At 44.9% G+C, this 13,353-nt stretch carries 14 protein-coding genes; 1 reads left to right on the top strand and 13 read right to left on the bottom strand.

The genetic code is table 11. The features are described 5' to 3' along the window. Positions 1-8: 8 nt before the first annotated feature. The 7 genes from KNL20_RS00940 to pfkB form a co-directional block, all read right to left on the bottom strand. A complete protein-coding gene (locus tag KNL20_RS00940; RefSeq protein ID WP_230398830.1) occupies positions 9-1,304 on the bottom strand; it encodes a Na+/H+ antiporter NhaC family protein in 1,296 nt (431 codons plus the stop codon). A gap of 33 nt (positions 1,305-1,337) precedes the next feature. Beyond that, the gene (locus KNL20_RS00935; protein WP_230398829.1) at positions 1,338-2,429 is read right to left on the bottom strand and encodes a dipeptide epimerase; all 1,092 of its coding nucleotides are present in this window, start codon (positions 2,427-2,429) and stop codon (positions 1,338-1,340) included. Between the two features lie 216 nt (positions 2,430-2,645). Continuing rightward, positions 2,646-3,392, bottom strand: coding sequence for a DeoR/GlpR family DNA-binding transcription regulator (locus tag KNL20_RS00930; RefSeq protein ID WP_230398828.1), 747 nt, complete (start codon positions 3,390-3,392; stop codon positions 2,646-2,648). Positions 3,393-3,404: 12 nt separating this feature from the next. Then, entirely contained in the window at positions 3,405-5,054 is a 1,650-nt protein-coding gene (gene ptsP / locus KNL20_RS00925; RefSeq protein WP_230398827.1) for a phosphoenolpyruvate--protein phosphotransferase, read from the bottom strand. Positions 5,055-5,088: 34 nt separating this feature from the next. Then, positions 5,089-5,346 carry an HPr family phosphocarrier protein gene (locus KNL20_RS00920; RefSeq protein WP_230398826.1) on the bottom strand — a complete coding sequence of 86 codons (258 nt, stop codon included), beginning with the start codon at positions 5,344-5,346 and terminating at the stop codon, positions 5,089-5,091. A 27-nt stretch (positions 5,347-5,373) separates the two neighbouring features. Continuing rightward, positions 5,374-7,281: a PTS fructose transporter subunit IIABC gene (locus KNL20_RS00915; protein ID WP_230398825.1), complete on the bottom strand. Its 1,908-nt coding sequence runs from the start codon at positions 7,279-7,281 to the stop codon at positions 5,374-5,376. After that, positions 7,282-8,199, bottom strand: coding sequence for a 1-phosphofructokinase (gene pfkB / locus KNL20_RS00910; protein ID WP_230398824.1), 918 nt, complete (start codon positions 8,197-8,199; stop codon positions 7,282-7,284). A 210-nt stretch (positions 8,200-8,409) separates the two neighbouring features. Here pfkB and KNL20_RS00905 point away from each other — a divergent pair, with 210 nt between their 5' ends. Next, positions 8,410-9,282, top strand: a complete 873-nt coding sequence (locus tag KNL20_RS00905; RefSeq protein ID WP_230398823.1) for a CPBP family intramembrane glutamic endopeptidase — start codon at positions 8,410-8,412, stop codon at positions 9,280-9,282. 94 nt (positions 9,283-9,376) lie between these two features. Here the strand turns inward: KNL20_RS00905 and KNL20_RS00900 are convergent, their stop codons facing one another. From KNL20_RS00900 to KNL20_RS00875, 6 genes are all read right to left on the bottom strand, one after another. Next, a complete protein-coding gene (locus KNL20_RS00900) occupies positions 9,377-10,540 on the bottom strand; it encodes an FprA family A-type flavoprotein (protein WP_230398822.1) in 1,164 nt (387 codons plus the stop codon). A gap of 209 nt (positions 10,541-10,749) precedes the next feature. Beyond that, a complete protein-coding gene (locus tag KNL20_RS00895; RefSeq protein WP_230398821.1) occupies positions 10,750-10,977 on the bottom strand; it encodes a small, acid-soluble spore protein, alpha/beta type in 228 nt (75 codons plus the stop codon). A gap of 86 nt (positions 10,978-11,063) precedes the next feature. Beyond that, positions 11,064-11,252, bottom strand: a complete 189-nt coding sequence (locus KNL20_RS00890) for a PspC domain-containing protein (protein WP_230398820.1) — start codon at positions 11,250-11,252, stop codon at positions 11,064-11,066. 23 nt (positions 11,253-11,275) lie between these two features. Then, on the bottom strand, positions 11,276-12,118 hold the full coding sequence (locus tag KNL20_RS00885) for a DUF4097 family beta strand repeat-containing protein (RefSeq protein WP_230398819.1): 843 nt from the start codon (positions 12,116-12,118) through the stop codon (positions 11,276-11,278). Next, positions 12,115-12,864 (bottom strand): DUF1700 domain-containing protein, encoded by a 750-nt coding sequence (locus KNL20_RS00880; protein WP_230398818.1) that lies wholly within the window; start codon positions 12,862-12,864, stop codon positions 12,115-12,117. The genes KNL20_RS00885 and KNL20_RS00880 overlap by 4 nt, the downstream gene beginning before the upstream one ends. After that, positions 12,861-13,187: a PadR family transcriptional regulator gene (locus KNL20_RS00875; protein ID WP_230398817.1), complete on the bottom strand. Its 327-nt coding sequence runs from the start codon at positions 13,185-13,187 to the stop codon at positions 12,861-12,863. The genes KNL20_RS00880 and KNL20_RS00875 overlap by 4 nt, the downstream gene beginning before the upstream one ends. Positions 13,188-13,353 lie beyond the last annotated feature (166 nt).

Below are 13,353 nucleotides of genomic sequence, written 5' to 3'. Positions count from 1 at the left end.
CCCACTCCTTATCCAAAGAAAGCTCGGATCACAACGAGTACCACTGAGCAGGCAGTTACTATTACTCCATATTTTACGAGATTTTTCATATCCTTGGATCTTGCAAGACCCATCTGGCCGACCATATCGGCTTCGGGATAAGCAAATGATGTGATCTGACCGGAAACAAGCAGTATTAAACCCCATAAAGTGGGGGAAACATTAAGGCTCGAAACAATGGATTTAAACATATTATCCATAACAATATTATCCGCTGTTGCGGCTCCGCCGACGCCAAAAATTCCAGTCAAAGTGGCAACCAGTGAGAATATCACCTTACTCTGTGATTTCAGCAGTGGTTTCAGCAGCGAAACGAGGGCTTCAAAAGCTCCGGCTTCGGCAACAAAATTGATGAATGGGTTAAACAACACAAACATGATAAACAGCCACATCATGCGGGAGCAGCCCTTCACGAATGTATCGACCAGATCATCCGCCTTCAATCCGCCCGCAAATCCGGTGATAATTGCAGATACAACAATAACCAGGATAGCATAGGTTGAACCGCTTTGTAATGTGATTCCATATATTATCAATGCCAGCATAGAGATACCAAAGGCTATAGATGCACGCTTTACCTCGGGGGCTGCAGTGTATGCACCGTCCGCTTCCTCAACATCCTCATATGCATAAACACCTTTCGTCTGTTTCTGAATTCTGCTAGCCATAAGAAAGGTGATCACCAGCACAACAATTGCAAGGGGAATTCCTACCCCGATCAGATAATTTACATAATTCAAATTCGTAATTCCCATAATCGTTACAACCTGAGGTGTATAGGGGCCTAAAAACATTCCTGTAAGTCCCGCGCCCATGAATACGACTGCGACCGTCGATGGGGTAAGACCTATGACAGCAACCAGCGGTATAATAATAGGCGCAATAATTGCATTCGCACCTGCCAGTGTTCCCAGAAGTGACACCAGAACCAGAGAACTTATCATGGTTGTGATAATTGCTTTTTTCTCACTGTCCACACCTATCTTCTTCGTAAGTGACATAACCAGGAATTCAGCAACTCCGGTCTTTTGAAGAATCGCACCAAGCCCGGAACCCAGCATAATGATAAACCCGATAATTCCCAGAAACGAACCCAAAGAATCCGCCAGAACTCCTCCAAAAGAGGAAAACGGCTGTTTTGTAAGAATTGCACTCAGTACAACACAAAGGCCGACATTCAACACAGGATTGATGTCCTTAAATGACAAGATAATATAAATCACAAGTGGCAGTAATCCTAAAATAGGTGGTAAATTAAATAGCATAGAATTTCTCCTTCCCTCATCTCCTGACTTTCTTTAATCCAGATACCTTATTCCATTAACTCCTCTGATTCCCAGACCGGGAGCATCTCCGGGTGTAATTCTGTACTCGTCAAAAGCTGCTCCTCCCTCAACAGGATCCTCACTGCAAAGCACCGGTCCGTCCAGATCAATCTTCGTAATGATACGCTTTGCTGCTGCAAGATGAACCGCCGCATTGACACTCACCTTTGCCTCCAGCATACATCCTATCATACACTCCACACCATATGTCTCAGCGATTGAGCAGATTTTAAGTGCATTGTACAACCCTCCCGTCTTCATAAGTTTTATATTGATAAGATCTGCTGCTCTTCTCTGAAGTATGGTCAAGGCATCCTGCGGGGAAAATACACTCTCATCAGCCAGAACCGGAATAGATACATGATCTGTCACAAACTTCATACCTTCGATATCATGAGCCTCCACAGGCTGCTCCACAAATTCGATATCTAATCCGGCGTCTTCCATCTTCCGAAGTGCCTGGACAGCTTCCTTGGGCTTCCAGCCCTGATTGGCATCAATCCTGAGTTTTACATCATAGCCGACAGCATTTCTTATCGCCTTCATTCGCTCAAGATCCGTTCTGGCGTCCTTTCCAACCTTGATTTTTAAAGTTTCAAATCCTCTCTTTACCGCATGGATACTATCCCCGGCCATCTCTTCCGGAGAATTGACACTTATGGTGATATCCGTAATGATTTCCTTCCTGTACCCGCCCAGCAATTGATAAAGGGGCGCCTGATACAGCTGGCCATACAGATCATACAGGGCTATATCCACAGCCGCTTTTGCACTGGTATTTCCTATAATACACCGGTTAAGCCGAAGCATGATTTCTTCAAAGTTCCCGATGTCCAGGCCGACAATACTTTTCGTAATATGTTCCTTCAAAGCTCCGATAATCGCACCCCTTGTATGACCGGTGACGGCTCCTGTCGGCGGAGCCTCTCCAAATCCGACATTACCTGTATCCGTATGAATTTCGACAATAATGTCTTCCACACTGTCCACTGTTCGAAGCGCCGTCTTAAACGGTGTTCTAAGGGGTACAGAAATCTCCCCTATTCTGATTTTTGTAATTTTCATCTTCTGTTTGCCTCCAAAATAAATACTGTATTACTACAAGATGGGAAATTTCCGATAACACGAAATTTTTCTGAGATTTGAATTTCCAGCAGAGGAATTAGAGTAAAAGGTACACTGATAATGAATGTTTTCTCTTACTATAATCCATGATTTCGGGTGTGTCAAGAAGAACCGCCCATAAAATGGACGGTTCTGTCAGATGAAGTTTATAGCTTTTTAAAAAGCAACAATTATATTCCGATTTTCTGCAAATGTTCCCGCAGGTACTTTGTCTGTTATTATTTTTACAGCATTTAAAGGAGCGAAGGTCACCGAACTTATATTCCCAAACTTGGCTGAATCACACAGTACATAACGTTCGCGGCAGGAATTCACAGCAGTTTTTTTCACCATGGCCTCATTATAGTCCGGAGTTGTCAGCCCTTCCTTTTTGCTTATACCATTCGTTCCAAAAAAGCCCTTACTGAAGTGGTAGTCCTGAAGACTTAATATCGCATGATTTCCCACGACTGCCTCCGTCGTTCCCTTCAGCTCCCCGCCAATCAGAAGTACCCGCATTCCCGCTGCCGCCAGCCGCCTGGCATGATCGACTGCATTCGTAACAATTGTCACGTTCTTCCCTACAATAAAGTCAATCATAAAACCTGTAGTGGTACCTGCGTCCAGATATATAAAATCATCCGGCTTAATCAGATTTGCCGCATATCCGGCAATCCGCTTCTTCTCCTCCTGCATCAATTCCATCTTTTGGGCAACCGATGGCTCCTCCGGATGAAATGGCAGGTCTACTGCAATTGCTCCTCCAAATACCTTCACGAGTTTTCCGGCCTGGTCCAATGCATTCAGATCCCGGCGTATCGTCGATTCCGAGGCATGAAGCAGTTCCGTCAGCTCCGTCACTGTGATTGTCCTTTTCTTCTCCAGAAGCTCTAAAATCATGCCATAACGCTTTTCTGTCAGCATAGCTCCTCCGCCTTAAGATTCCATTTTCTGCTTATATGATTCAATATCGGTCTCCAGAATTATCTTCCGAATGGGCAGGATGCTTCCCGGTGACACAGACAGCTCATCAATCCCCATGGCCAGAAACTCCTTTGTCAATTCCGGATCAGCCCCGAGCTCCCCGCATATGCCGGCCCATATACCCGCCTTATGAGCATTTTCTATGACCATACGGATCATTTTAAGTACTGCGGGATGATGGGGATTATAAAAATCGTCAAGCTGTGGATTCTGACGGTCAATTGCCAGGGTATACTGCGTCAGATCATTGGTTCCGATGCTGAAAAAATCAACATGCTCTGCAAGCTCTTTGCTGATCATGACTGCTGCAGGTGTCTCGATCATAATCCCCTGCTGCGGCTGTCCGTAGCTGATTCCCTGTTCACTCAGCTCCGCCTTTACTTCCTCTACAATTTCTTTAATTTTCTGTACTTCCCAAACGGATGTGATCATCGGGTACATAATTGCCAGATTCCCATATCCGCTTGCCCGGAACAGCGCACGCAGCTGCGTTTTAAACAGCTCCGGACGGGTAAGGCAGATGCGGATTGCCCGATATCCCAAAGCCGGATTTTCCTCCGGCTTAAGTTCGAAGTAGTCACATTGCTTATCTGCGCCTATATCCAGTGTACGGATAATTACTTTTTTACCCGCCATTGTTTCTGCCACCGTTTTATAAATCTGAAACTGCTCCTCTTCAGAAGGGTACCGGTCATGGTTCAGATAGATAAATTCGCTTCGGAACAATCCAATTCCACCGGCATCATTCTGACGAACCAGAGCCAGGTCTTTGATGTCACCGATATTCGCATAAAGCATGATTTTCTTCCCATCAATTGTCACTGTTTCTTTATTTTTAAGTAATTGCAGAAGTTCTTTTCTTTGCCTGTCTTCCTCCTGAAGCGCTTTCATCTTTTCCAATGTCTCTTCATCCGGATCGATGTAGATAACTCCATGAAATCCGTCAACAACCGCCGTCTTGCCATCCACCAGCTGCTCCACCGGGATACCGGTACCAATCAGTGCCGGAATTCCCATCGTCCGTGCCAGAATCGCTGTATGGGAATTGACAGACCCCCTGGCTGTAACAAATGACAGCACCATGTCCTTATCTAATTGTACCGTCTCTGATGGTGCCAGATCGTCGGCGACGATGATTGACGGCTCCTTCATATCCGGAGCACCGCTCTTACGCCCTCCCAGGACAGAAAGAACACGTTCTGATATGTCTTTTACATCAGCAGCTCTCTCCCTCATGTAATCATCATCCATTGCAGCGAACATCTGGGAAAAGTTATCACTGGTAGCTGCCACCGCATACTCGGCGTTCACACTCTGGGTCCGGATAATATTTTCCACAGACTCGTTATAATCACCATCGTTCAGCATCATCTGATGGACCTGAAAAATTGCTGCATTAGCCTCACCGACTTCTAAAAGTGCTTTGTCATACAGCATCCCGAGTTGCCGGGATGCCTCCTCGCGCGCCTCTATATAGCGCTTAGCCTCACGATCCGTATCGGTGATCTTTTCACGTTTCACTTTCTGCTCACCCTTGCGGTATATACAAAGTTTTCCAATTGCAATTCCACCGACAACTGCTTTTCCCTGATAATTCTTCATAGCTTCTCTCCTTAGAAAGTACAATGCCAAATGATTACAAGTTCTCCTTCATGAATTCCCGGATTGCATCAAAAGCAGTATCCTCATCATCACCCTCAATGGTAAATGAAACCTCTTCACCGCTTTTTACTCCCAGTCCCATCAGTCCGAATATCTTCTTGCAGTCTCCGCTTTTCTCACCCTTTGTCAGCTTAATGCTGCTGTTGAACTTCTTCGCCTCCGCCACCAGCATCCCGGCAGGACGTGCATGGATTCCTTCCGGATCCGTTATCACATATTTGAATTCCTTCATCGCTTTCTTCCTTTTCAACTTTTATTTTTATACCGTAACCTTTTTCTTAAATACACCCAAAAGAACTGCACTCACCACGGTTCCGACTGCTAACGCCACCAGATACATCAGGGCGTTCCCAACAACAGGGACAACAAATATTCCACCGTGAGGTGCCATAAGTGTACACTTAAACAACATAGAAAGTGCTCCTGCCACACCGGAACCGATCAGGCATGCCGGCAGAACGTGCAGCGGATCGGATGCTGCATAAGGAATCGCCCCTTCAGTAATAAATGCCAGTCCCATAATGAAATTCATAGGGCCATTCTCCCGTTCTTCCTTATTAAACTTATTCTTAAATAATAAGGTTGCCAGTGCAATCGCGCAGGGCGGAGTCATACCGCCGACCATAACTGCTGCCATCACATCGTAATTTCCTGAAGCAATAGATGCTGTTCCAAAAACATAAGCCGCTTTATTGAATGGGCCGCCCATGTCGACTGCCATCATAGCGCCCAGCAGAGCTCCTAATACCAGTTTACTAGATCCACCCATTCCAGTCAATCCATTATTTAATGCGGTATTGATTCCACCCATAATCGGTTCAACAACAAAATTCATAAGCAGCCCGATTCCCAGGATTCCGACTACAGGATAGATAAGAACCGGTGCAATCTTTTCGATTGCCTGAGGAAGCTTTTCACATAATTTGCGCAAGGCAAGAACGAGGTATCCTGCTGCAAATCCAACAACCAGAGCACCCAGAAATCCTGATTTACCCTGGGAAGCCATCATACCTCCCACAAAGCCCAGTGCCAGGGCCGGGCGGTCTCCGATTGCCATAGCGATAAATCCTGCCAGTACCGGAAACATGAAAGCGAATGCTGTTCCGCCAATGTCTTTAAACAGCTTTGCAACCGGTGTAATCGTACCGAAATTCGCACGGGCCTCTGCCGACAGAGAATTAATATCGATACTTAATCCATCAATCAGGAAGGCCAAGGCAATTAAAATACCGCCGCCAACCACGAATGGAAGCATGTGAGACACCCCGTTCATCAGCTGGGTGTAAACCTGATGTCCGATACTGCCGCTCTTTGCTGAAGAAACGGATGCACTGCCGTCTTTTCCGCTGGCCTTATAAACCGGGACGTCACCGGACAAAGCCTTCTCTACCAGAGCGCCGGCCTTGCTTATTCCTTCCGAAACCGGTACTTCAATTAATCTTTTACCATTGAATCGATCCATCGGAACCTGTGCGTCTGCCGCAACTATGATGCAGTCCGCCTCATCAATTTCGGCTTGTGTCAGAACATTCTTCGCTCCTCCGGAACCACGTGTTTCTACCTTCACAAAACAATTTCTCGCCTTGGCAGCTTTTTCAATTGCTTCTGCTGCCATATAGGTGTGGGCGATACCAGTCGGACAGGAAGTGACACCCAGAATCTTCTTCTGACCCTCCTCTTTTACTTCTGCCACCGCATCAGCCTTGTTCTCTTCCGTATCTGCATCATCAATAATCTTTAAAAATTCCTCTGCCGAGCCTGCATGGCGCAGTGCTTCCGCAAATTCCTCATCCATCATTAATACGGATAATTTACTTAATACATCAAGGTGAATATTATCTTTTGTGTTTGGCGCTGCAATTAAAAAGATCAGGCTTACAGGCTCTCCATCCAGCGATTCAAAATCCACACCTTCCGGTACGACCATTGCTGCCAGCCCGGGACGGTCCACCGCATCACCTTTTCCATGCGGAATTGCAATGCCTTCACCGACCCCCGTCGTACTCTCTTCTTCTCTGGCATATACCAGCCTGCGGTATGCTTCCTTATCATTGATCTTTCCCGATCGGACCATCAGCTCAACCATCTGGTCCAATGCCTCCTTCTTACTATGAGGCGCTCCATTCAGATTAATACTTCTTTTGTCCAGTAAATCTGTAATTCTCATTCACATATCCTCCTTCATAATTTGATGATAGACACGTTCTACTTCGTCCCGCTCTGCCAGATATTCTGAAAACGCGGTTGCACTTCCGGCTGCCACTCCCATGTGAAATGCGTGCTGATAGTTATGTTCCGCCATCCAGCCGCTTAAGAATCCGGCAACCATAGAGTCGCCTGCTCCGACCCCATTCATCAGTTTTCCCTTTGGTGCTGCTGCATCGTATACTTCGCCGTCAGCTGCAACAAGGATGGCTCCTTTTCCTCCCATGGATACCAGAACATTCTTAGCTCCCTGCTCCTGCAGCAGCTTCGCATAATGCACGATTTCACCCCTTTCTGTAATCTGAATCTGAAAAATCTCCTCGAGTTCATGCTGGTTTGGTTTTATCAGAAACGGATGGTACTCCAGTACATTGACCAGCAGATCCCCGGTCGCATCTACGACTGTCATAATCTCTTTTTCAGCCACCCGCTTCAGAATATCACGATAAATACTGTCTGGAATGCTCGCAGGTATACTTCCGGCCAGTACCAGAACATCCCCGTCCTGTAATTGTTCCAGATTTTCCAGAAGTTCATGTACCTTCTCAACCGGGATAGAAGGCCCGCGTCCATTAATCTCTGTCCCTTCAATTGTACGCAGCTTTAAGTTGATCCTCGAGTTCCCTTTGTCAATCCGGATAAAGCTGGCATTTACCCCGATTTCCTGCGCATTTCGCCGGATTTCTTCGCCGATAAAACCGGCGGTAAAGCCAAGTGCCGTACTTTCTACTCCCAGGTGCTTTAGTATAACAGAAACATTAATTCCCTTCCCTCCCGGATATAACTGTTCCGATGTGGTGCGGTTTGTCATACCCAGCTGAAAATCATCGACTGCAACCACATAATCAAGAGACGGGTTAAAGGTTACCGTATAGACCATGTGTTTCCTCCTCTCATATTTGACCGTTTTTGATTGTAATCTAATTATAAATCTAATATCATTTAAATTCAATCATTTTCAATCAAATTAATTCACAAATTTATGAGGCTTTTTTCGTGCAAATGTTATTAATTAATTTACAAATCTATGATATACTTATTATTAAATAAACCTGAGGAAAAAATACCTGCGAATATGAGGAGACGGAACGTGAAAAAAATCAGCAAATACTTATATGCCTGTTTGCCATTTTTAATGATTATGGGAATTGTCCTTCTGGTACCGAATATCATCGTTTTCTTTATGATGATTTATCATATGGCTCTGGGCTTCGGTCAGGGCACCGATGCGGCACTTAATGCCTACATGAACAATCTGAATTTGATTTCTGTTATTATGTATACCTGTGCACTGATTCCTGCAGCACTGTGGTATTATCATGCATTTTTTAAAAAAAGAAAAAGAGAACTGGAAACCGGCAGCTTTGGTCCTTCCTCCATTGTGCCTGTCGGCTTTCTGGCCCTCGGTGTGAGCCACTCCATGAGCCTGTTATTTATTCTGCTTGCGGTTTTCATGCCACACTCAGTCGACAATTATAATGATTTGATAGAAAATTCCGGAATGCTCACCTACTCGGTTCTATGGGTCTTTTCCACCCTGATACTGCCTCCTGTTGTAGAAGAACTGACCTTCCGGGGACTCACTATGAACTTATTCCGGAAAGCAGGAGCCTCCTATGTTCTCGCAAACTTTTTACAGGCACTTCTGTTTGGAATTTTTCACATGAATCTGGTTCAGGGAATCTATGCATTCCTGCTGGGTTTTTTAATGGGTTATTTAGTACAGAAGTATCATACACTGCTGGCCAGTATGACCTTTCATGCCTTTTTTAACTTATTCGGCACGTTCCTGATGGATCTGGAGGATAAGTACTTTAATAACTATCTGAGCTTTCTTGCAATGCTGATAGGACTTCTGCTTACCGGATTCTGTCTGTACCTGATCAGCAGGCATAAACCTTCGGTGAGAAAATACGGGAACTCCGGACTACGGCAGACTCCTTACGATGACTTTCATATTTAAGTGATTTATTGATTCTCAAAACAGGAGGCTGTCACAAAATGAAAAATTCTAATCATTTTATGACAGCCTCCTGTCTATTTACTTCGGTATCTCTTTACTGTAGAAGTTCTTTCGCCAGAGTTCCCAGCTTCTTCACATCCTCTTCGCCGGCAGAAGATCTGATGGACACCGATGTTTCGCAGATTTCCACGTTCTTCATGCCTTCTATATATCCCCGTATCAATTTACCTGCTGCGGGAGCCCAGGAGCCATTTTCAATGACGGCTACTTTTCTCTTTTGATAATTCTTCAGCTCCAGATGGCAGAGGAAGTCCTCCATGCAGGGGAGCAGATGTCCATCGTAGGTAACAGATGCCAGAACCATCCTATCATAGCGAAACGCATCAGCCACTGCCTGGGATATATCATCTCTGGTCAAATCACAGAATACCACCCGGCCGGCCCCCTGCTCTTTTAGTATAGCCTCAAGCTTCCGGGCCGCCTCTGCGGTATTCCCATAGATGGACGCACAGGCAATCAAAACGCCTTTATCCTCTGGCTCATAACTGCTCCATGTACTATATTTCTCCAGATAGTACTCCAGGTTTCCATCCAGCACCGGACCGTGTAAAGAACAGATTTTCCGAACATCCAGAGTTTTCACTTTCTTTAGGAGATTCTGCACCTGCATCCCATATCTTCCGACAATGTTGATATAATACCTTCTGGCTTCATCCGTCCAGTCTTCCTCTATATCTAAAGTGCTGAATTTTCCAAACGCATCGGCAGTAAACAGAATCTTCTCCGACTGCTCATAAGTAACCATTACCTCCGGCCAATGAACCATAGGTGCCATAAAAAACTGCAGGGTATGTGTTCCAAGTTCCAGTGTATCCTTCTCTTTCACTACAATACCGCGATCAGAAAAATCCATATGAAAGAATTGTGTCAGCATCGTAAAAACCTTTGCATTTGACACGATTTTCATCTCGGGATATTTTTCCGTAAGATTCTTGACATTTGCTCCATGATCCGGTTCCATATGGGAAATTACCAGATAGTCTGGAGCCCGCCCATCCAAAACCCCTTCCAAATTCCTGGTCCACTCGTATGTAGCTCTTTTATCCACGGTATCCATAATTGCGATTTTTTCATCAAATATTACATAAGAATTGTATGAAATACCATTCGGCGTCTTATATTGACCTTCAAATAAGTCCAGAGTCTTATCATCCACACCTACATATTGGACCGTATCCGAAATCTTTATCTCTTTCATAACTGTATCCCTTTCTTTACTTTTTCATGCTGGCATGAAGCGCATGACCTTTTGACCCTGGTATCATTATATAACACCTGACTTTATACTTCCAGCTTTTAATTAAATACATTTTTCTATAAAATAAACAGGGCGGGTACACCACCGCTCGATGTATCCGTCCTGTTCTGCCGGGTTTACTCCATATGCATAATGACACTTTTGTCAGGTTATCCTCTCAGTTCCTCTGTGGATGTATCCATCTTATCGATTTGAGCCTCTCTTTTACGTTTTGTAATCAGACCGCCGATACGTCCGGTCTCTTTCGCCGTCAGGGTCTTCCATCCGCTGTCCAACACCTTGTCAAGCAATCCCAGTTCTCTGGCAATCTCATATTTCATGACTTCTTCAGAGGTCAGATTATTTAAGTCAATCCTTTTTTCTTTTTTGGTACTCAAAAAAGTCACACTCCTTTCTTTAACTATTTAGGAGTGTGACCAGATTATGAAGATTTATACTAGCTGTTACAATTTTGTACCCTTTCTTATTTGGGAATAATGATTGCCGCAAGAATATAAGCAATAATTCCGGAACCTGCACCCAATACGCTTATAAGTACCCATGCCAGCCGTATAAGTGTAGGGTCAATGTTGAAATATTCAGCGATTCCTCCACATACTCCGCATAGCATATAATTTGTCGAAGAACGATATAATCTTTTATTTTGATCCATAATATTACTTCCTTTCTCTCATGTTATTGTTGCTTAAATTGTACATCAATCTGTCCGACACCGCAATCTGCATGGATTAATTTAGATCCTGTTCCTGCGGTAAATTCTTTTCCCATGGTTGAAAAATGATCGGTTCCAAATTGAATCTGCCCGATTCCACAGTCACCTTCCATCCGATAATCAGACTGGCTTCCTTCTATAACAGCAGTTACCTGACCGGCTCCACAATCGAGTTCCAGCTCTGTACATGTCAGGTTTGATAACGCAATCTGGCCGGCTCCAACAGAACAATCGACTTCCAACGCATTCAGAGATTCGGTTACCAAAAGACGGCCTCCTCCGATTTCTGCTGAAAATTCATTGGAATTCAAGGTGTCGATTTTCACTTCACCTCCTCCTACGTCCATGGATACTTCATCAAAATGTGTATCCCTGGGTATAAGAATTGTAATCTCAGATCCTTTCGCGGTATGGTGGGTTTCATCCATAATATATAGTGTATTATCCGCACTTTTTGCTGTATATTTGGAAGCATTCAGTCGTTTGGCAGAAACCCTGATTTCGGACCCTTCATAGACTTTCAGAACGACACTGCTGTATTTTACATCAATATCCAAATTATATATATCTGTGAATGCTGCTTCCCGTGAATCCGAGGCATTTCTGTCACTGCCTCTATTATTCCACCATCCATCCCAGTTATCCCAATCGTCCCAATCCCATTCATAAAGCATATGCCTATTGGCTCTTCCTGTTGTGATATCTCTCGGATTAAAGCCGAGAGCAAATCCGATAATTACGCAGGAAATTCCTATAGCCAGAGCGATTCCGCTGACGATCAGTAATACCTTTTTCCATGTTTTCAATGCGCTTCACCTCCTTCATCTCTTCCTCGTCCGTGGTGAAATACTCTGGACAAAAAGTTGACAATTGCGCGAAAGGCTTTTGGCAAAATCTTAAATAAAAGCCATGCGAAGAAGAGAATCAGCAATAATCCGACTGCCAGGAGGATAAAACCACCCCCTATAGCCACCAGCCCGGATCCGGGAGACGCCGCCATAATTACAGCTCCTTTTATAATTCCCGCAATTCCTCCTATGGCCACTGCAAATCCGGAAATAAGCAATGCGGCTATAGCCGCCAGCACTCCGGCCAACGTCCCGATTGCCCCTGCTCCGACCCCGAAAACAACCGGTCCCAGAATAATTACCGCAAGAATGATGAGAAACCACCCACCCACTCCGCGGCGTTTATGTCCCTGATTGCTCTGCTTCTCGCCCTGATATGACCGGCCATGGGATTCTTCCTGCTGCTTCCGGCTGTCGCCCCCGGTGCTTCTTTGAACCGGCATCTGGCTCTTCTCCGAAAACTGACTGTCCCGGTATCCATTCTCCGTATACTCTCCATGGTTTTCGGAAGTACCACGATAACTTGCACGAATCGTAGCCGCAACTTTTCCGGGGCTGCCCAGTTCCTGAATGATGGAGCTTTCCTTCTCCTCCCCGGCGTCGTCAAAATAATCATTGTAATAGCATAAGGCATCCTGCCTCTCATTTTCCGGCAAATCACAGAGCAGGCGCTCCAGTTGCGCCATAAAATCTATTCTGTTCATACGCCTGTTCCTCCCTCTTCAAATAACGTTGTAATCTTTCTGGAATAACTTTTCCACTCCATCTTATACAGCCGGAGCTGCACCTCACCTTTTTCTGTCAGCTTATAATATCTGCGGTTTCTGCCACCGAATTCCATATCATAAACCATCAGGCATTCATCTTTCTGCAGCCGTCTCAGTACCGGATACAGAGTAGATTCCGACACGCCGATTACTTCCCTTACATCCTGCGTGATCTTATACCCATAAGTGCCTTCCTTTTCATGGGAGACAACTGCCAGTACAATCGCATCCAGCAGAGCTGCGCCAGTATTAAAAACCATGCCGTCACTCCTCCTTTCTTCACAATTCACTATGATACTACGAATCGTTCCGCACTCTGTGATCCTGGTATCATACTATTTCCAAAATCATATTATTTTTATTTTTATATTATATACTGTATAGTATTATACATATGCAAAAAAGTCAACTGGATTTTCTTTAAGA

It is taken from the genome of Novisyntrophococcus fermenticellae (assembly GCF_018866245.1).
Classification (GTDB): Bacteria; Bacillota; Clostridia; order Lachnospirales; family Lachnospiraceae; genus Novisyntrophococcus; species Novisyntrophococcus fermenticellae.
Note: the sequence above shows the minus strand (reverse complement) of the source record. Positions and strands in the feature narration are given on the sequence as shown.